The organism is Streptomyces sp. NPDC079167 (assembly GCF_040686735.1).
GTDB lineage: Bacteria > Actinomycetota > Actinomycetes > Streptomycetales > Streptomycetaceae > Streptomyces.
In genome coordinates this window covers 713,306-731,283 of the sequence record NZ_JBFBLO010000002.1, presented here as the reverse complement: position 1 = coordinate 731,283, position 17,978 = coordinate 713,306, and the positions used below count along the sequence as shown (strand labels likewise).

16 protein-coding genes and 1 pseudogene are annotated in these 17,978 nt (G+C 73.1%); 7 read left to right on the top strand and 10 right to left on the bottom strand.

All coding sequences use genetic code 11. The annotated features are described in order from the left end of the window. The first annotated feature begins 4 nt into the window (after positions 1-4). On the top strand, positions 5-1,087 hold the full coding sequence (hemE, locus tag AB0P41_RS07540; protein ID WP_356714052.1) for a uroporphyrinogen decarboxylase: 1,083 nt from the start codon (positions 5-7) through the stop codon (positions 1,085-1,087). Between the two features lie 12 nt (positions 1,088-1,099). Here the strand turns inward: hemE and AB0P41_RS07535 are convergent, their stop codons facing one another. Both AB0P41_RS07535 and AB0P41_RS07530 read right to left on the bottom strand, forming a co-directional pair. After that, positions 1,100-2,479, bottom strand: coding sequence for an FAD-dependent oxidoreductase (locus AB0P41_RS07535; protein ID WP_356714025.1), 1,380 nt, complete (start codon positions 2,477-2,479; stop codon positions 1,100-1,102). A gap of 53 nt (positions 2,480-2,532) precedes the next feature. Beyond that, a complete protein-coding gene (locus AB0P41_RS07530; RefSeq protein WP_356714024.1) occupies positions 2,533-3,507 on the bottom strand; it encodes a DUF4349 domain-containing protein in 975 nt (324 codons plus the stop codon). A 127-nt stretch (positions 3,508-3,634) separates the two neighbouring features. Between AB0P41_RS07530 and hemG the strand changes: the two genes are divergently transcribed. Both hemG and hemQ read left to right on the top strand, forming a co-directional pair. Further along, on the top strand, positions 3,635-5,122 hold the full coding sequence (hemG, locus tag AB0P41_RS07525) for a protoporphyrinogen oxidase (RefSeq protein ID WP_365930692.1): 1,488 nt from the start codon (positions 3,635-3,637) through the stop codon (positions 5,120-5,122). A 4-nt stretch (positions 5,123-5,126) separates the two neighbouring features. Next, positions 5,127-5,840, top strand: a complete 714-nt coding sequence (gene hemQ / locus AB0P41_RS07520; protein ID WP_356714022.1) for a hydrogen peroxide-dependent heme synthase — start codon at positions 5,127-5,129, stop codon at positions 5,838-5,840. A gap of 280 nt (positions 5,841-6,120) precedes the next feature. On the opposite strand, the gene AB0P41_RS07515 is transcribed toward hemQ, so the two are convergent. From AB0P41_RS07515 to AB0P41_RS07505, 3 genes are all read right to left on the bottom strand, one after another. After that, the gene (locus AB0P41_RS07515) at positions 6,121-6,897 is read right to left on the bottom strand and encodes a TIGR04222 domain-containing membrane protein (RefSeq protein ID WP_365930690.1); all 777 of its coding nucleotides are present in this window, start codon (positions 6,895-6,897) and stop codon (positions 6,121-6,123) included. A gap of 118 nt (positions 6,898-7,015) precedes the next feature. Further along, positions 7,016-8,029: a TIGR04222 domain-containing membrane protein gene (locus tag AB0P41_RS07510; protein WP_365930689.1), complete on the bottom strand. Its 1,014-nt coding sequence runs from the start codon at positions 8,027-8,029 to the stop codon at positions 7,016-7,018. A 6-nt stretch (positions 8,030-8,035) separates the two neighbouring features. After that, a complete protein-coding gene (locus AB0P41_RS07505) occupies positions 8,036-9,328 on the bottom strand; it encodes a DUF692 domain-containing protein (RefSeq protein ID WP_365930688.1) in 1,293 nt (430 codons plus the stop codon). 531 nt (positions 9,329-9,859) lie between these two features. On the opposite strand from AB0P41_RS07505, the gene AB0P41_RS07500 reads away from it, so the two are divergent. Beyond that, entirely contained in the window at positions 9,860-11,227 is a 1,368-nt protein-coding gene (locus AB0P41_RS07500) for a family 43 glycosylhydrolase (protein WP_365930686.1), read from the top strand. A gap of 6 nt (positions 11,228-11,233) precedes the next feature. Here the strand turns inward: AB0P41_RS07500 and AB0P41_RS07495 are convergent. Beyond that, positions 11,234-11,442, bottom strand: a pseudogene (locus AB0P41_RS07495) (hypothetical protein); the annotation flags it as partial. A 20-nt stretch (positions 11,443-11,462) separates the two neighbouring features. Next, positions 11,463-12,227, bottom strand: coding sequence for an aminoacyl-tRNA hydrolase (locus AB0P41_RS07490; RefSeq protein WP_365930684.1), 765 nt, complete (start codon positions 12,225-12,227; stop codon positions 11,463-11,465). Positions 12,228-12,300: 73 nt separating this feature from the next. On the opposite strand from AB0P41_RS07490, the gene AB0P41_RS07485 reads away from it, so the two are divergent. From AB0P41_RS07485 to AB0P41_RS07475, 3 genes are read left to right on the top strand one after another with little or no spacing between them, the layout of a single operon-like run. Beyond that, on the top strand, positions 12,301-12,975 hold the full coding sequence (locus tag AB0P41_RS07485) for an AIM24 family protein (RefSeq protein ID WP_356714016.1): 675 nt from the start codon (positions 12,301-12,303) through the stop codon (positions 12,973-12,975). Next, a complete protein-coding gene (locus AB0P41_RS07480) occupies positions 12,972-14,612 on the top strand; it encodes an ATP-binding cassette domain-containing protein (RefSeq protein WP_365930682.1) in 1,641 nt (546 codons plus the stop codon). Before AB0P41_RS07485 ends, AB0P41_RS07480 begins: the two co-directional genes overlap by 4 nt. 14 nt (positions 14,613-14,626) lie before the next feature. Further along, on the top strand, positions 14,627-14,806 hold the full coding sequence (locus tag AB0P41_RS07475; protein WP_356714014.1) for a hypothetical protein: 180 nt from the start codon (positions 14,627-14,629) through the stop codon (positions 14,804-14,806). A 17-nt stretch (positions 14,807-14,823) separates the two neighbouring features. On the opposite strand, the gene AB0P41_RS07470 is transcribed toward AB0P41_RS07475, so the two are convergent. The 3 genes from AB0P41_RS07470 to AB0P41_RS07460 form a co-directional block, all read right to left on the bottom strand. Continuing rightward, positions 14,824-15,708 (bottom strand): polysaccharide deacetylase family protein, encoded by an 885-nt coding sequence (locus AB0P41_RS07470; RefSeq protein ID WP_356714051.1) that lies wholly within the window; start codon positions 15,706-15,708, stop codon positions 14,824-14,826. A gap of 116 nt (positions 15,709-15,824) precedes the next feature. Further along, the gene (locus AB0P41_RS07465; RefSeq protein ID WP_356714013.1) at positions 15,825-17,201 is read right to left on the bottom strand and encodes an alkaline phosphatase PhoX; all 1,377 of its coding nucleotides are present in this window, start codon (positions 17,199-17,201) and stop codon (positions 15,825-15,827) included. A 337-nt stretch (positions 17,202-17,538) separates the two neighbouring features. Then, positions 17,539-17,964, bottom strand: a complete 426-nt coding sequence (locus AB0P41_RS07460) for an OsmC family protein (RefSeq protein WP_356714012.1) — start codon at positions 17,962-17,964, stop codon at positions 17,539-17,541. Positions 17,965-17,978 lie beyond the last annotated feature (14 nt).

Genomic DNA, 17,978 nt, shown 5'->3' with positions numbered 1-17,978 from the left:
AGAGCTGAGCTCCGTCCGATCAGGGGAGGGCCCGTCCTCGGGCCTGCCGGTGAACCCCGCCACCCATGACTCGGCCTTCCTCAAGGCCTGCCGCCGGGAACCGGTGCCCCACACCCCGGTCTGGTTCATGCGTCAGGCAGGACGCTCGCTGCCCGAGTACCTCAAGGTCCGCGAGGGCATCGCGATGCTCGACTCGTGCATGATGCCGGAGCTGGTCGCCGAGATCACGCTGCAGCCCGTGCGCCGTCACAAGGTCGACGCCGCGATCTACTTCAGCGACATCGTCGTACCGCTCAAGGCCATCGGCATCGACCTCGACATCAAGCCCGGCATCGGCCCGGTGATCGCCGAGCCGATCCGCACCCGCGCCGACCTGGCCCGGCTGCGCGACCTGACGCCCGAGGACGTCCCGTACGTCACCGAGGCCATCGGGATGCTCACCGCGGAGCTGGGCGCCACGCCGCTCATCGGGTTCGCCGGTGCGCCGTTCACCCTCGCGAGCTACCTCGTGGAAGGTGGCCCGTCCCGCAACCACGAGCGCACCAAGGCCATGATGTACGGCGAGCCGGAGCTCTGGGCCGACCTGCTCGACCGGCTCGCGGAGATCACCGGCGCGTTCCTCGAGGTCCAGATCGAGGCCGGCGCCTCCGCGGTGCAGCTCTTCGACTCCTGGGTCGGCGCACTGGCCCCGGCCGACTACCGCCGCTCCGTGATGCCGGCCTCCGCGAAGGTCTTCGACGCCGTCGCGTCGTACGGCGTCCCGCGCATCCACTTCGGCGTCGGCACCGGCGAGCTGCTCGGCCTGATGGGCGAGGCCGGCGCGGACGTCGTCGGCGTCGACTGGCGCGTCCCGATGGACGAGGGCGCCCGCCGTGTCGGTCCCGGCAAGGCGCTCCAGGGCAACCTCGACCCGGCGGTGCTCTTCGCGCCGGCCGAGGCGGTGGAGGCGAAGACCCGCGAGGTGCTCGACGCCGCAGCCGGTCTGGAGGGCCACATCTTCAACCTCGGGCACGGCGTCATGCCGACCACGCCCCCGGACGCCCTGACGCGCCTGGTGGAGTACGTCCACCAGCAGACGGCGCGTTAGGGGCCCTGCCGGTCAGCCGCCGGCCGCCCGCACCGCCGACACGGCCTTGCGGGCGGCCACCAGGACCGGGTCCCAGACCGGGGAGAACGGCGGGGCGTAGCCGAGGTCGAGGGCCGTCATGGCCTCCACCGTCATCCCGGCGGTGAGCGCCACCGCCGCGACGTCCACGCGCTTCGCCGCCCCCTCACGGCCGATGATCTGCACGCCCAGCAGCCGGCCGGTCCGGTACTCGGCGAGCATCTTCACCGTCATCGGCTTCGCCCCCGGGTAGTAGCCGGCGCGCCCCGTCGACTCGATGGTCGCCGTGACGAAGCGCAGGCCGACCGCGCGGGCGTCCTTCTCGCGCAGCCCGGTTCTGGCGATCTCCAGGTCGCAGACCTTGCTCACCGCCGTGCCCACCACGCCGGGGAACGTGCCGTAGCCGCCCCCCACGTTGGACCCGATGATCTGGCCGTGCTTGTTGGCGTGGGTGCCGAGCGCGATGTGCCGGGTGCGGCCGGCGACGAGGTCCAGGACCTCCACGCAGTCCCCGCCCGCCCAGATGTCGTCCTGCCCCACCACCCGCATCGACAGGTCCGTCAGGAGCCCGCCGGACGGCCCCAGCGGCAGACCGGCCTCGCGGGCCAGGGCGGTCTCCGGCTCGACGCCGATGCCGAGCACGACGACGTCCGCCGGATAGGTCCCCCCGTCCGTGACGACCTCCGTGACCCGGCCGTCCGGGCCGGTGCCGATACGGGTGACCCCGGCGCCGTTGACGGTGGTGATGCCCAGCCCGTCCATCGCGTCGTGGACCAGCTGCCCCATGTCCGGGTCGAGGGTCGCCATCGGCTGCGCGCCGCGGTTGAGCACCGTCACCTCGAAGCCGCGCTTGAGCATCGCCTCGGCCATCTCGACGCCGATGTAGCCCGCGCCTACGACGACCGCCCGGCGCCCCGGAGCCCGTTCCAGCGATTCCAGGAGCGCCTGGCCGTCGCCCAGGGTCTGCACGCCGTGGACGCCCGGGGCGTCGATCCCGGGCAGCTCGGGGCGTACCGGCCGGGCGCCGGTAGCGATCACCAGCTTGTCGTAGCCCGTCCAGTACGTCTCGCCGCTGTCGCGGTCCAGCGCCCGTACCCGGTGCCCGGCGACGTCGATCTCCGTCACCTCGGTGCGGGTGCGCAGATCGATGGAACGGGCCCGGTGCTCCTCGGGCGTACGGGCGATGAGGTCGTCCGGCCCCTCGACGTCGCCGCTCACCCAGTACGGGATGCCGCAGGCGGAGTACGACGTGAAGTCGCCGCGTTCGAAGGCCACGATGCTCATCGCGTCGGGCCCCTTGAGCCTGCGGGCCTGCGACGCGGCGGACATGCCCGCCGCGTCGCCTCCGACGACCACCAGTCGCTCCGCCGTCATGTGCCGGGTCCCTTCGCCGCCGTGTGCTGGGTCAGGGGCCCACGCTACGGGGCCTACGGGGCGGGCGGGGCCTCGGAGGTGTCCGTGGTCTGCCGGGGCGTCGGGCGCCGCCGGGGAAGTCGGCCGCGGAACAGCCGCCACAGGAGCACCAGGACGGCCGCCGCGGCCAGGAACGGCGCCGTGGCGCCGATCGCCACCGCGATCCACCGCAGCATCGTCACGAAGGCGTCCCAGCCGCCTTCCAGCGCGTCCAGGAAACCGGTGTCCTCGTCCCCGGGGTCCTTCCCGTCCTCGTACGGCTCGCTGAGTTCGAGCGTGACGGTCGCGAGGGAGGTGCGGTCCTCCAGGGAGGCCTGCTGGGCGAGCAGGGACTCCAAGTCGGACTGCCGGCTGCTCAGTTCACCTTCGAGCGTCACCACGTCGGTGAGCTTCTCGGCCTTGTCCATCAGGTCACGGACCCGCGCGACGCTCGCCCGCTGCGTCGCGATCCGGCTCTCGACGTCCACGACCTGCCCGGTGACGTCCTTCGCGTTCGACGTACGCGACAGCAGCTTCCCCGACCCGGCGAGACCGTTCAGCACCTCCGCGTACCGGGCCTGCGGCACGCGCAGGACGAGATGCGACATGTCGTGGGTGTCGTCGACCCGTTCCGTGGTCTCGTCCGCCACGATCCCGCCGGCGTCCTCCGCGGCGCTCCGGGCCGCGGCGACCGCCTTCGGCACGTCCTTCACCTCGATGGAGAGCGTGGCCGTGCGGATGACGTGGACCGCGACCGCGGAACCCGGATCCGGCGCCGAGGAGGCGCCGTCGGCGGGCTTCACGGCCGGCTTCTCGCCGGCACCGGCCGCCGCCGGGCCGGCCTTGCCGTCAGCCGCGGACCTGAACCCCTCCCCGCCGCTGTCGGAGGCACCGCCGCACGCGCCGGTGGCCATGAGCACCACGAGCAGCCCGGCGGCCGCCGTCACGCGTGCCACCCGGTGGCCGGGGCGGGCGGGTGGATGGCTGTCCGTGTGTCGGTCGAAGTGCATGAAGCGTCCCCCCAGGGCCGTCGTCGATGGTGCCGGTTCGACGTGCGGGGCCCGTGTGCGGGTTTCGTCTCCGCGGTTTCGAAGCGGTCACGTTCGGGACTCGGGACGGGTTTGAGAGAGTGGACCCATGCAGCGTTCCTCTCAGCGCGACACCACACGTACGGGCCACGCCGTCGTCATCGGCGGCGGCATCGCCGGACTCGCCGCCGCACGCCGGCTGCTGGACTCCGGTCTCCGGGTCACCGTCCTGGAGGCGACCGAGCGGCTCGGCGGCAAGCTGATGACCGGCGAGATCGCGGGCGTCCGGGTCGACCTCGGCGCCGAGTCGATGCTCGCGCGCCGTCCCGAGGCGGTCGAGCTGGCCACCGCGGCCGGACTGGGCGGCCGGCTCCAGCCGCCCGCCACCGCCACCGCCTCGGTCTGGACCCGCGACGCCCTGCGCCCCATGCCCAAGGGCCATGTGATGGGCGTGCCGGGCGACCCGTCGGCGCTCAGCGGCGTGCTCTCGCCCGAGGGCCTGGCCCGGATCGCCGAGGAGCGCGACCTGACCCCGACCGCCGTCGGCGACGACGTCGCGGTCGGCTCGTACGTCGCCGACCGGCTCGGCCGCGAGGTCGTCGACCGGCTCGTCGAGCCGCTGCTCGGCGGGGTGTACGCGGGTGACGCCTACCGGATCTCGATGCGCGCGGCCGTGCCCCAGCTCTTCGAGGCCGTGAAGGAGGGCGGCCCGCTCCTCGACGGCGTACTCCGCATCCAGGAGAGGGCAGCCGCCCGGCAGCAGACCGGACCCGTCTTCCAGGGCATCGAGGGCGGCATCGGTACCTTGCCGGGCGCCGTGGCCGACGCCGTGCGGGCCGGAGGCGCCGAGATCCTCATGGAGACCCCGGTGCTCGGCCTGACCCGGACCGCCGAGGGCTGGGACGTGCGCACCGACAGCCGGGTGATCGCCGCCGACGCCCTCGTCCTGGCCACCCCGGCCTGGTCCGCCTCCACCCTGCTCGCCGCCGAGTGCCCGGCTGCCTCGGTCGAGCTCGCCGCCGTCGAGTACGCCTCGATGGCCCTGGTCACCATGGCCTTCCGACGCACCGACATCGAGAACACGGAGGCGCTCCGGGGGCGCTCCGGGTTCCTCGTACCGCCCGTCGACGGGCGCACGATCAAGGCCGCCACCTTCTCCAGCAACAAGTGGCAGTGGGTCGCCGACGCGGCTCCCGACCTCTTCGTGCTGCGCACCTCCGTCGGCCGGTACGGCGAGGAGGAGCACCTGCACCGTGAGGACTCCGAGCTCGTCGCCGCGTCCCTGGGCGATCTCGAATCCGCCGCCGGGCTGACGGCCCGGCCCGTGGACACCGAGGTCACCCGGTGGATCGGGGGGCTGCCCCAGTACCCCGTGGGCCACCTCTCCCGCGTCGCCAGGATCCGCGAGGAGGTCGCGAAGCTGCCCGGTCTGCGGGTGTGCGGAGCGGTGTACGACGGCGTCGGGATCCCGGCCTGCGTCGCGAGCGCGCACCGCGCGGCGGACGAGATCGTCCAGGACCTCACGGGCCCGGTCACCGGGGAGATCGACAACACGCGGCCCCGGGTTCGGGGCACCGGGAGCGAGGCGGGACAATAGCCGTATGAGTGCGCCAGAAAAGCTTCCGAACGCAGGCAAGAAGGCCAAGGACCTCAACGAGGTCATCCGCTACACACTGTGGTCCGTCTTCAGGCTGAAGGACGTCCTTCCCGTGGACCGCGCCGGTTACGCCGACGAGGTCCAGGAGCTGTTCGACCAGCTCGGGGCCAAGGACATCACGGTCCGCGGCACCTATGACGTGTCCGGTCTCCGGGCCGACGCCGATCTGATGATCTGGTGGCACGCCGAGACCTCCGACGAGCTCCAGGAGGCGTACAACCTCTTCCGGCGCACGAAGCTGGGCCGCGCACTCGAACCTGTCTGGTCGAACATGGCGCTGCACCGCCCCGCCGAGTTCAACAAGTCGCACGTGCCGGCCTTCCTGGCCGACGAGACCCCGCGCGACTACATCAGCGTGTACCCCTTCGTGCGCAGCTACGACTGGTACCTGCTGCCCGACGAGGACCGCCGCCGCATGCTGTCGGACCACGGCAAGATGGCCCGCGGCTACCCCGACGTGCGCGCCAACACGGTCGCCTCCTTCTCGCTGGGCGACTACGAGTGGGTCCTCGCCTTCGAGGCCGACGAGCTCTACCGCATCGTCGACCTCATGCGTCACCTGCGGGCCTCCGAGGCGCGGCTGCACGTCCGCGAAGAGGTGCCGTTCTACACCGGACGCAGGAAGTCCGTCGCAGACTTGGTGGCCGGACTCGCATAGCCAGCGTTTCCGGTCATCCCGACCCGGAAGATCAGTTGGCGGGCAACGGCGCGTGTGACGCCGCCCGTCGTTCCAGCGACACCGGGTCCGGTGCCGGGTGCACATCGGCCGACGGCCGGCGAACCGTCGTGGCCCGCGGGGGAGTCAGCCATTCCTCCCCGCGGACCGCCGCTCCTCGCCGGTCAGGCCGATGTGCCCCGGGCCGCACAACTGGACAGGACACCAGGGCCGTCCCCGACGCCGGGGACGGCCCTGGTGCTGTACGGCCCTCCGCCGGCGGTCAGCCGCCGGTCCGCGCCCCGCTCAGCATCGCCGCCCGCAGGCCCGGGTCCTCCAGGGCTCCCACGCCCCTCACCGCCACCGCCGCCAGGAGATCGCGGTCCGCGCCGCGCACCGGGGCCGGGAGCGAGTCCAGCCAGCGCTGCCCGGACGGGGAGGCCCACGGGCTGTACGGGTGGTTCTCCACCCGCGCGATGGCCAGGCAGCCCAGCGTCAGCACGAGCGGAAGCCCGAACCACGCGGCCACCGGGCCCGCGTCGCCCGTCTCCTGACCGGGCATCAGCATGGCGGTGACCGCCAGGGCCACCACGAGCACGGCCGAGCCCCGCACGGCACGCACCGCCGACTCCAGCCCCGTACGCGATCCGTGCGGCACGGCGAGGCCTGCGGCGACGAGGCGGTCGGCGAGGGAGAGCACGGCCTCGGCCGCCGCGGCGGCGGCCCGTATGGGGCCTATCCGGGACTGGCCTTCCGGACCGATCGCGCGGATCACGGTGCGCTCGACCTCGTCCCGGCCCTCCGGGTCGACGACCGTCGCCCAGCCCGTGTGGGCGAGCAGCAGCCGGCGCCGCAGATGCATGGAGACGAGCGCGAGATCAGCCACCCGCTGTGGTCCGCCGGCCAGGAACGCCGTCTCGTACAGCGTGAGTTCGGGGGAGACGGGCGTCCGCGCGGCAGGGGGCTGCCGCTGGGCCGCCCCCGCGGTGAGGAGGCACAGCCGGATGCAGGAGACGGCGGCCGCACCCCATGCGACCAGAAGAAGAAGGACCCAGAGCATGGCCGAGTTCTATGCGAAAACGGCAAGGAAGCGCCATGGGTTGTTCACGATACGGACCAACCTCGGTCACAGGCGGTCAGAGGTGGCTGAATCCCTATGCCTGCCGGCACCGCTCGCCTCACGAGCCTCCGCCGCAGCTGGACCCCCCGCCGCAACTGCTCCCGCTGCTGCAGCCGCCCCCTCCGCCGCAGCTCGAACCGCTGCTGCCACAGCTCGATCCCGAACTGCACGTGGAACCCGTCCCCGAGTCACCGCCCCCACCGCTGGACCCGCCGCAGCTGCCGCCACCGGGGCCCGCCCCGGCGCACCACACCACGGGTACGAACGCGGCCGCGGTGGCGGACGAGGACGAGGAGACCGACGAGGAACGCCCGGCGGGCCGTTGCCTGGCCGCGGCCACCAACTGCCCCCGGAGCTCGGGGTCGGGGAGCGCGGCCAGCCCCCGGGTGGCCACCAGTCGGGCCGGGTCGGTCACATGGGCGTCGGCCGCCCGGCAGCTGTCGGCGGCCCTGCGTCCCGCCCTGGTGAGCCGTGCCTTGGCCGACGCCGCGGTGACCAGGCCGATTACCGACCCGGCCAGGAGCGCGGGGAGCACCTTCACGAGGAAGGGGAACGGCATATCCGTGTACCCGTCGTGCAGGGCGTACTGCGCGACGGTCAGCGCGATGGAGAGCGGGAACCCCACGACGCATCCGATGCCCAGCGTGAGCGCCCAGGTGCGGCGGGCCCGGCTCTCGCCGGGCGCGACCAGCAGCCCCCGGGCGGCCAGACCGTCGCCGATCTCCTGCACCGCCGGGTGCCGCATCACGGCCTCCCGCAGGGTGTGCAGGGCGCCGTTCGGAGCTGCGGCCAGCTCCTGGAGCACGGCGCGCTCCACGGCGTCCCGGGCCTCGGGCCGCTGGACCGCGACGATGCCGGGTCCACCGATGGTCAGCCGTCCGTCCGTGTGCATCCGGGTGAGCGCGGTGTCCACGACCCTGGCCGGACCACCGCTGAGAAAGGCCTCTTCGGAGAGGTCGTGCACATACCCGGGGGTGGTGCCGCCCCGCAGGCCGGCGCGGCGTGTCGCGACGACCAGGAGCGTGCAGGAGACGGCCACGGCCAGAGTCAGCAGGAGAGCGAGAGCGTTCATCCGAAGTCACCTTCCGAGCAGGGCGGTACGGGCGGCGTGGACCAGACGGGCCCCTCGGCGCGGCGGACGAGGGGCGGCGCGCTCCTGCCACCAGCGGGTCAGCCTCCGACGGGCCGCCTCGTCGTCCGGGCGGCCATTGGCGAGCAGCTGCTCGGCGAATCCGAGCGCGTCACGGCGGTAACCGCCGGACATCGGCCGGTTGCTGGCGTACGCGAGGAAGGCCTTGCGGTAGCCGTCGCCGAGGATCCCGGGCAGCTCCGGTGCGACCTTGGCGACGACATCGGCCCGCTTCGCCGCCAGGGCGCGGCTCTGCACCCCGAGGCGCCGGCGGTCGAAGCCGTCCGGGGCGGGCGTGCCGGCCACGAGCGAGGAGAGCAGCGCCGTCTGCGCCACGGCGGTCCGGCCACGGGCCCCGGCCGCGCGGCGGGCCGGCTCCGGTGGCCGGGAGGGCCGCTTCAGGTCTGTCCCCGGACCGGTGGCCGCGGCGGCCAGGGTGGAGCGGATCGCGGTCAGTTCACCGGCCAGCTCGCCGGCCGGCGGGAAGTCGTCGTCGCGCTCCAGCAGGACCCCGGGCGGGTCCACCCGGGACCGGAGCTCGCCCAGCACGTCCAGGACGGGGCGCGTCACGGGGTGGGCGTGCGTGTCGTGCCAGACGCCGTCCTTCTCGACGCCGCCCGCCACATGGACGTACGCGATGGCCTCCACCGGCAGTTCGTCGAGTGCCGTCGCGGGATCCTCACCGCGGTTCACGTGGTTGGTGTGCAGATTGGCGACATCGATCAGCAGCCGTACGCCGGTGCGCTCGACCAGTTCCGCCAGGAACTGGCCCTCGGTCAGCTCCTCGCCGGGCCAGGAGATCAGGGCGGCGATGTTCTCCAGGGCCAGCGGCACGGGCAGCGAGTCCTGCGCTATCCGCACGTTCTCGCAGAGCGCGTCCAGGGCGTCCCAGGTCCTCGGCACCGGCAGCAGATGGCCCGCCTCCAGGACCGGCGACGCGGTGAGCGGCCCTCCGGCGCGTACGAACGCGATGTGCTCGGTCACCAGGGGGGCGTCCAGCAGCTCGGCGCGTGCGGCGAGGCCGGCGAGACGGCCGGGATCCGGGCGGTCGGCCCCGCCAAGGCCGAGCGACACCCCGTGCGGGACGACCGTGACCCCGCGCTCCCGCAGGCGTACGAGGGACTCGGGGAGATGGTCCGCGCAGAGATTCTCCGCGACCGCCTCGACCCAGTCGATCCCCGGCAGCGCCTCGACGGCGTCCGCGATCTCCGGCCGCCATCCGATGCCGATCCCCAGCTTCATGATGTCCCCTCCCCGTCCTGTGCTGGGGTCATGGCCCCGTCGTACGGCGGTGAACCCGGAAGAGGGGACGTTCAGAGCTGAATTTGAGGTTCCCGGAGAGGACCGAAGTGCGCCGTTATCCGATCGTGATGCTCCGTGAGGGCTCAGCACAACACCGCCGACCTGCGGAAACGCGGAGTCGTACGGATATGCCGACGAGCCGGACACTCCGGATTAATTCCACGGTCTGTTGACGGAGATCAACAGGCATTCGCATGCTGATCGACATGCCATCCAAGGACGGCCGCACACTCCCGGCGGGGTGTCCGGGCCGGCACCGTACGACCGCCGCGCCGCACGTCCCGTAACGCCCGGCGCCGGCGGGGACCGCCGCCCGGCTCCGCCCCCACCGGCGCGGACGCCCGGTGGACAAGCCCGGCTCGACCCGACCGAGCCGGCCCAGGACCTGGCCGGACGATCCGCCGTGCCCTTCGACGGTCCCTCCGGACCCGGGCGCGGCGTCCTGGACGACCGAAGGAGAACGCAACCGATATGACCAGCACCGAGAACAGTCCGCACCTCGGCCGGCGGTCCCTGCTGGCCCGGGCCGCCGGAGTGGGAGCGGCGGCCGCACTGCCCGTGGCCGCCGCGCCGGCGGCGCGGGCCTCGGCCGCCCCGGCTCCGGACGGCGCCGCTCCGGCCGCTCCGGCGGCGGGGAAGCGGCGGTACCCGGCGAACTGGCCCGACCCCGAGCCCTACGGCCTCGCGGACACCCGGCAGGACCTCTGGCCCCGTGAGGACAACTCGTTCGTCCTGCCGCTGGAGCTGCGTCCCCGCGACAAGGAGCGCGGGGTGGTGTGGATGCGGGACACCTACGTCAACTGCTTCGTCGTCGACGGCCGTCCGCTCTACGTCGCCACGGGCACCACCCGCGTGCCCGGCCTCGAAGCGGCCGGCCCGTGGAACGACGGCATCTTCGTCTGGACGGCCCGTTCGCTCAAGGGGCCCTGGAAGCTGGCCGACACGACCGGGATCCGGCCCGGCGCGGAGAAGGGCAAGGTGTGGTCGCCGGAGTTCACCGACGAGAACCGGCCCGGGCGCACGGTCGTCGCGCCGTGGCAGGAGTACTGGTACGACGAGGAGTTCGGCAAGCGCGGCCAGGCGTGGGCCCCGGAGCTGCACCGCTTCCGGGGGAAGTGGTACATCGTCGCCTGCATGGGGGACCACTCCGAGAAGGTGGGCTCGTTCATGCTCGTGAGCGACGGCGGGGTCGAGGGCCCGTACCGGCTCGTCGAGGGCAACCTGGAGAAGCCCTTCGGCGATTCGTTCATCGGAGGGCCGAGCTTCATCAAGCCGGGCGCCTACCACCACATCGACGGCAGCCTCTACAGCGAGGGTGACGAGGCCTGGCTCGTGCTGCACAACAACCTGTACGCGAAGTTCCGCGACGACATGGAGGGCATCGTCCCGACGACGGGCCTCCCCGCCTTCCGGCAGACCCCCTACACGCCCGAGCCGTATCTCGAAGGCGCGTACGTGTTCAAGTACGGGGGGAAGTACTTCCTGCTCCACGCCGCCTGGGACCGGACGTCGATCGAGGCCGACGGCACCGCGCGCCAGGCCTACGACCCGGGCGGCACGGGCCGCGTGCAGTACCAGTACGACGCGGTCGCCGCCGTCTCGGACACCTTCGAGGGCCCTTACTCCGAGCGCTGGACCGTCGGCATCGGCGCCGGGCACAACAACTTCTTCGAGGATTCCCGCGGCGATCTGTGGGCGACGTTCTTCCGCAACCCGAACTTCGGCCACTGGTCCAACCCGGCACGGCTCGCCGACGCGGCCGTGCCCGGCGTCGTGCGGGTGGAATGGACGGGTCCGAAGGGCGACCGCCTGTACGTCCAGCGCCGCGACCGTGGCTGACGGGCCCTACGGCTGAGGCGGCGGAGCCATGGCCGGGGGCACCGGGGGGAGGTGAACGACTGGTCCCCGCCCGGAGTCACCGGCGCCGGGCGGGAGCCGGTGCCCTCCGGCATCGTGTGGTCGAGCACGGTCTGGCCGGCGTCGGAGGCCGGCTGCCGGATCAGCGCGCGGCGCGTGGTGTGCCGGACCTGCGCGATCAGCGCGAACACCTTGCCCGACCGCCCGGCCGGGCGGTTCAGCGGCGCAGGGCAGGGTGGTCGGCGACGACCGTGCAGGATCCCGGGGCGATCTCGGTGAATCCGGCGTCCCGCACCACCGGCAGCCCGCTCACGGTGAGTTCGCGCCAGCGGCCGGCGTCCGGGGTGGCGACGGAGAGCGGGAAACCCGCCTCGCGCCATGCCTTGCGCTCCGTGTCCGACAGCTCCCACCAGGCGAGCTGGGCGCCGTGTCCGGCCTGGGCCATCGCCTTGCCCGCCGACATCTCGACGTCCGGACTCATCCACAGCACCGGACCGGCCGGGTCGGGCGCGGCAGGAACCTCCGGGTCGTCCAGGTCGGTGCCAGACACCTGGAGCTTGGCCAGCTCCTTCGGCCAGCCGTCCAGGGGCACCGGCGGGAACACCCGGACCTCGGCCTGCTCGCCCGTGACCGTGATCCCGGGCAGCGCGGAGGCCTTGCGCCACTCCGCGCCGCGCGCCCGCCGGACCACCTTGCGGATCCGGGCGTCCTGCCAGTCGCGCATGACCCGCGCCCACTCGCCCTCCGCCCCGCCCTCGTCCTCACCGAGCGAGCGGGGGTCCGAGAGGATCGTGAGCACCGCGCGGGCCGCCGTCACCAGCGCGTCGTTGCGCGCCGGGGGGCCGGTCTTCTCGAGGTGCACCACGAGCGGCAGGACGAACTGCGGGGCTTCGTCACGGGACGTCGGCTCACTGCGGAACGGGCTGTCGGCGGGGGCCTCCGGCGCGGCGGGAAGGGGCTCAGGAATGCTGTCGCTGCTCACGCGTCCAGTCTGCCAGGCCCCTCCGACAACGCGTTCTTGGCGGAACGGAGGGCTCCGGGTGAGGATGCCCGGTATGAAGAGCGACCTCTTTTCCAGCGAGCACATGGCGCAGCAGGCCACCGCCCCCGGCATGACCCTGCAGAACGCCAAGTCCATCAAGTACGCCGTCAACGGTGAGATGCACGCGCGTCAGGGATCCATGATCGCCTTCCGCGGCGATCTCCGGTTCGAGCGCAAGGGCCAGGGCATCGGCGGCATGCTCAAGCGGGCCGTGACCGGTGAGGGGCTGGCCCTGATGGCGGTGACCGGCCAGGGGGAGGCGTGGTTCGCCCACGAGGCGGCCAACTGCTTCATCGTGGAGATGGACCAGGGCGACGTCCTGACCATCAACGGCCGCAACGTCCTCTGTTTCGACGCCAGTCTGTCCTACGAGATAAAGACCGTGAAGGGCGCCGGAATGACCGGCGGCGGCCTCTTCAACAGCGTCTTCAGCGGATACGGCAAGCTCGGCCTGATCTGCGACGGCAACCCCATCGTGATCCCCGTCACCGCGCAGCAGCCGGTGTACGTCGACACGGACGCGGTCGTCGGCTGGAGCGCCCAGCTCTCCACCTCCCTGCACCGCTCGCAGAGCGTCGGCTCCATGGTGCGCGGCGGGTCCGGCGAGGCGGTCCAGCTGATGCTCCAGGGCGAGGGGTTCGTGATCGTACGCCCGAGTGAGCTCAAGCCGGAGAAGTCGTCCTCTTGATCCTGCGGGGAGTCGGCCGCCGGTACGGCCTGCGGGGCCCCTGGGTGCTGCGCGGGCTCGGTCTTGAGCTGCCCGCGCGCGCCCTGTTCCGGATCGAGGGTCCCAACGGGGTCGGCAAATCGACACTGCTGAGGCTCCTCGCCGGCGTCGACGCGCCGACCGAGGGGCGCGTCCTGGACCGGCCGCGCACGGCGTACGTCCCCGAACGCTTCCCCGCGGCGCTGCCGTTCACCGCGGCGGGCTACCTCATCCACATGGGCCGCGTCCACGGGCTCCCGACCGCAGAGGCCGCCGTACGGGCCCAGGAGTGGCTGGCGCGCTTCGGGGCCGCCGGGCACGCCCGTACACCTCTCGCGGAACTCTCCAAGGGCACCAGCCAGAAGGTCGCCGTCGCCCAGGCGCTCCTCGCCGAACCGGACCTCCTCGTCCTGGACGAGGCCTGGACCGGCCTCGACACCGCGGCCCGTGACGAACTCGACCGGGCCGTCACCGAGAGGGTCGCCGACGGCGCCACGGTGGTGTTCGTCGACCACGACCCGAGGCGGCTCGCGGGGGCGGCCGGTCTCACGTACCGGCTGGAGGGCCACACCCTCGTCCCTGCGGCGGATCGGCCCGGCGACAACGGCCCGCACGTCCGGATCGAGGCGACCTGCCGCCCGCCCGCCTCCCTCCCGCCGGACCTGCCGGGCGCGCCCGTGGTGGAACGGGACGCCGGGGACCCGGCCGGGGTCCGGCTCACGACCACCGCGGCGCACTCGGACACCCTGCTCCACGCCCTCCTCACGGCCCGGCCGCCCTGGCACGTCACCGGGCTCGCACAGCTCCCCGCCCCGGTCCCGGTCCCCGTGGGCGGGGCGGCCGTGGATCCGGTGCCCCGTCCGGCACCCGGTGGCCTTGCGGACACCGCCGCTCCGGCTCCGGGGACGGCCTCCCGTCCCGCCCGCGCGGCCCGTTCGGCGGTGGGTGCCACGACCGCCTTGATCCGCTACCAGGCCGCGACACTGGCACGCCTGCAGCGCTGGCTCGCACCCCTCCTCCTGTACGCGGTGATCCTCGGCGTCGGCGTACGGGCGGGGCAGCCCCTGCTGGACTCGCTCGGTTACGCCGCCGCCGCACTGCTCCCCGCGGCCGCCTGGTTCGTGCGGCTCTGCGTCACCCAGGAGCCGCTCGCCGCCCGGACCGTCACCGCCTCCGCCGCCGGCCCGGCGCGCGCCCACCGCGCCTCGCTGCTCACCGGCCTGGGGTGCGCGCTCGCCCTGGGCGCCGTGGGCGTGGCGACCGTGCTGCTGATCAGCGAACCGGTCAGCACCGACCACACCGCCGTCGTCCCGCTCCTGCCCGCCGCGCTCGCCGGACTGCTCGCGGCCGGGTGCTCCGCCCTGCTGGGAGCGGCGGTCGGGGCGCTGTGCGCCCGGCCGGTCCTGCACCGCCACGGCTGGTCGCTCGCCGCGACCGTGCTCGGCTCGCTGCTCGCCCTCGTGACCGACGGCTCACCCGCGAAGGCCGCGGTGACGGGCCTGGTCTCCGGCTCGCTCACCGGCGCTGTGCGGGTGCCGCTGCTGCCCCTGGCGGGTGCGCTCGCCGTCGCCGCCGCGGTGGCCGCGCTCACCTCCCGGATCGCCGCTCTGCGCGAGTGAGTAGGCTCGGACGCATGGACGATGCGTACTGCGGGACGCCCGCGACGGACCCCGCGCCCGTGGACGCGGGCCCGCCGTACGCAGAGTGCGTGCTGTGCCGGAAGCCGACCGAACACCCGGAGTCGACGAAGGGCGCCACGCTCTGCCCGGTCTGCGCGTGGCAGGAGGCGGAGCGCACCGCCTGTTCCGGCTGACGCGCGGGCGGATGCGCTCAGCCGCGCATCAGCTCGGAGACCTTGACGAAGCGGTAGCCGCGCTCGCGCAGCTCAGGGACGATCCGGCGTACGGCGTCGTCGGTGACGGGCGCCGCGCTGCGGGTGCAGTGCATGACCACCAGGGACCCCGGCTCCACTCCGTCCAGCACCTGTTCGGCCACCGCGTCCGCGTCCGTGGCGAAGGCGTCACCGCTGACCACGTCCCACTGGACCGCGGTCACACCGGTCGGGGCCAGCGCCTTCAGCGACGCGTCGTCGTAGCAGCCGCCGGGGAAGCGGAAGTACGGCACGACGTTGCGCGCCCCGGTCTTCCGGATCGCGGTGAAGGCCCGCTCCACATCGTTCCGCATGTCCGCCTTCGCGACGGTCGGCAGGCCGTAGCAGGGGGAGGAGAAGGCGTAGTGGCTGAACGAGTGGTTGGCGATCTCGAACAGGGGGTCGGTGCCGATCGAGCGGGCCTGGGCGGGATACTCCTGCGCCCATCTGCCGGTCATGAAGACCGTCGAGGGGACCTTCAGCCGGCGCAGCGACGCGATCAGTCCGGGGTTGTCGAAGTGCTCGCCGCCGGCGGCACGCGGCCCCTGGTCCGCCGTCATGTCCGCGTCGAACGTGAGGGCCACGACCTTGTCCGCCCCGCCCCGGGCGCCGGAGCCGTTGCCGGCTCCGCCCGCCCGTCGTTCGAAGACCGGCGTGAGACCGCCGGGTCCGGGGGCCAGGACGGGCGGCTCGCTCCCGGGAGCCCGCGACGGGGAGGTGGGCCCCGTCGCGGGCTCCTTCGCCGGTGAGGGAGAGACCGTCGGGAGCGCGGCGGTCGTGGCGCGGGTCGCCCCGGAGCTTCCGCAGCCGGTGAGTACTCCACCCACCACAGCCAGGGTGATCATCGTACGAACGGATTTGATCATCGAAGGACGCTAGCCGTGGTCCGGCGGAACGTGCTCACGGCGCTCCGGCCGTCCGCCGGCCGGGCAGCCGGATCACCCGACTGCCCGTGCCCCCGTCAGCGCCAGGGGCCCGTCACCGCGAACGTCGTCCCCGGCGTGTAGCAGTTCACGAACATCGTCCCGCCGTCCGGTGAGAACGTGACGCCCGCGAACTCGCCCCACTCCGGCTCCTCGGCCGACCCGATGTTCTGCCGGCCCCTCGCCATCGCGTAGACCTCGCCGCGCCGCGTCACCCCGAGCACGTGCTGTGCGCCACCGCCGTCCTCGCAGACCATCAGCCCGCCCCCCGCGGCGAGGCAGATGTTGTCCGGGGACTCGCCGGGCAGCTGCACATCGGTGTCCGGGCCGAAGACGATCACCAGGGTGAGCCTCCGCCGCTTCGGTTCGTACCGCCAGACCTGGCCGAAGTGGTCGGCGGCCGAGCCCTCCGCGCTGTGCGCGAAGCTGGAGACGAAGTACACCGAGGAACCGCCCCAGTAGCAGCCCTCCAGCTTCTGGGCGTGCGTGATGCCCTTCGGCCCGAAGTCCTGGAGCCGGATCGGTGTCCCGGCGGCCTGCGGATCCGGTACGGGGACCCACTCGATCCGGTCGAAGCTCGCGCCCGTCTCCTGGATCGCGGAGAGGTCGGGTACGCCTGGCACCCGCATGGCCTCGAGCGCGCCGCCGGCCCGCAGGGAGCCCGTGCCGCCGAGCGGCTTCTGGGGGAGGAAGCGGTAGAAGAGCCCGAACGGCTTCTCGAAGGCGTCCTCCGTCTCGTAGACGATGCCGTTCTTCGGGTCGACCGCGACGGCCTCGTGCTGGAACCGCCCCATCGCGGTCAGCGGCACCGCCCCGGTGCGGCGCGGATCGGCGCCGTCCACCTCGAAGATGAAACCGTGGTCCTTCGTGTAACCGTTGGTGCCGGCCCTGTCCTCCGTCTCCTCGCACGTCAGCCAGGTGTTCCAGGGGGTGGGACCGCCCGCGCAGTTGACGGCCGTACCCGCGATGGCGACACGCTCGCCGCGTACGTTGCCGCGGCCGTCGAGTTCGAGGGACGTGCAACCGCCCTTGCCCATCGGGTCGTAGGTGAGGCCCTCGATCGTGGGGACGCCGATCTTCGCGGTGGCGCGGTTCTCGTGGTTGCGCACGAGATGGACGCGGCCGCCCCGGCCCGCGAAGGCGGCCATGCCGTCGTGGTTGCTGGGCACCTGCCCCTCGCCGGAGCGGAGCTGGTCGCCCTCCCGGGAGAGCACCCGGTAGCGGAAACCTTTCGGCAGATCGAGCAGGCCGTCGGGGTCCGGCAGGAGAGGGCCGTAGCCGCTGTGCCCCCTGGCTTCGGCGGTGCCGGAGAAGAGCTCGGTGAAGGCCCCGGTGAAGGCGACCGAGGCCGCGGTCGCGGCGCTGCCGGCCAGGACCTGTCGTCGTGTGGCGAGGTGTCGGGATGTGGATGACATGAGGCAACTCCCTGTTGGCGGACAGGTGAAGTGACGTGCTCGGTCAGGCCTGCCCGGTGGGAAGCCCCCGTGAACACTGTCATGCCCATGTATAACGCTGAGTTCGGCGGGGCGCGCCGTTATCGCGGCGGAGGATGCCGAATGCCGGCCGGGGTCCTGCGGAAGGAGCCCCGACTGCCGTGCCTGAAAAGGCAATTGCTGCCAGGCAGGTGGAGGATGCTGCCGTCCGCGGTGGAGCCGGGATCCGGCCGGCGTGGCGATGGCCGCAGCGCGCCGGCCGGACGCACACGGTCCCCCGGGAGGCCGAGCCTCCCGGGGGACCGTGTGCGGATGGTTCTCAGGCCAGCGACGCGGTGAGCGTGATGGTCGTGCCCGAGAGCGCCTGGCTGACCGGGCAGTTCGCCTTGGCGTCCTCGGCGGCCTTCAGGAAGCCCGCCTCGTCCAGACCCGGGACCTCGCCCTCCACCGTGAGGTGGATGCCGGTGATGCCGGTGCCGGGCTGGAAGGTGACCTCGGCCTGGGTGTTCAGCCGGGTGGGCGGGGTGCCCCCGCCGGCCAGGCCGTTGGAGAGGGCCATCGAGAAGCAGCTGGAGTGCGCGGCGGCGATGAGCTCCTCGGGGCTGGTCCTGCCGTTCGCCTTCTCCGCGCGGGACGGCCAGGAGACCGGGTACTCCCCGATCCCGGAGGAGTCGAGGGTGACAACGCCGTTGCCCTCGAGCAGGTTGCCTTCCCAGACCGTGTGCGCCTGACGCGTGGTAGCCATGCTGGATCCCTTCA

What these genes read in the sequence shown, in the direction of transcription:
- AB0P41_RS07470 (WP_356714051.1), bottom strand. Translation starts at nt 15,708, where the DNA reads ATGATCACCCTGGCTGTGGTGGGTGGAGTACTCACCGGCTGCGGAAGC.
- AB0P41_RS07460 (WP_356714012.1), bottom strand. Translation starts at nt 17,964, where the DNA reads ATGGCTACCACGCGTCAGGCGCACACGGTCTGGGAAGGCAACCTGCTC.
- AB0P41_RS07475 (WP_356714014.1), top strand. Translation starts at nt 14,627, where the DNA reads ATGGACGATGCGTACTGCGGGACGCCCGCGACGGACCCCGCGCCCGTG.
- hemQ (WP_356714022.1), top strand. Translation starts at nt 5,127, where the DNA reads ATGAGTGCGCCAGAAAAGCTTCCGAACGCAGGCAAGAAGGCCAAGGAC.
- AB0P41_RS07505 (WP_365930688.1), bottom strand. Translation starts at nt 9,328, where the DNA reads ATGAAGCTGGGGATCGGCATCGGATGGCGGCCGGAGATCGCGGACGCC.
- AB0P41_RS07465 (WP_356714013.1), bottom strand. Translation starts at nt 17,201, where the DNA reads ATGTCATCCACATCCCGACACCTCGCCACACGACGACAGGTCCTGGCC.
- AB0P41_RS07485 (WP_356714016.1), top strand. Translation starts at nt 12,301, where the DNA reads ATGAAGAGCGACCTCTTTTCCAGCGAGCACATGGCGCAGCAGGCCACC.
- AB0P41_RS07530 (WP_356714024.1), bottom strand. Translation starts at nt 3,507, where the DNA reads ATGCACTTCGACCGACACACGGACAGCCATCCACCCGCCCGCCCCGGC.
- hemG (WP_365930692.1), top strand. Translation starts at nt 3,635, where the DNA reads ATGCAGCGTTCCTCTCAGCGCGACACCACACGTACGGGCCACGCCGTC.
- AB0P41_RS07515 (WP_365930690.1), bottom strand. Translation starts at nt 6,897, where the DNA reads ATGCTCTGGGTCCTTCTTCTTCTGGTCGCATGGGGTGCGGCCGCCGTC.
- AB0P41_RS07510 (WP_365930689.1), bottom strand. Translation starts at nt 8,029, where the DNA reads ATGAACGCTCTCGCTCTCCTGCTGACTCTGGCCGTGGCCGTCTCCTGC.
- AB0P41_RS07500 (WP_365930686.1), top strand. Translation starts at nt 9,860, where the DNA reads ATGACCAGCACCGAGAACAGTCCGCACCTCGGCCGGCGGTCCCTGCTG.
- AB0P41_RS07535 (WP_356714025.1), bottom strand. Translation starts at nt 2,479, where the DNA reads ATGACGGCGGAGCGACTGGTGGTCGTCGGAGGCGACGCGGCGGGCATG.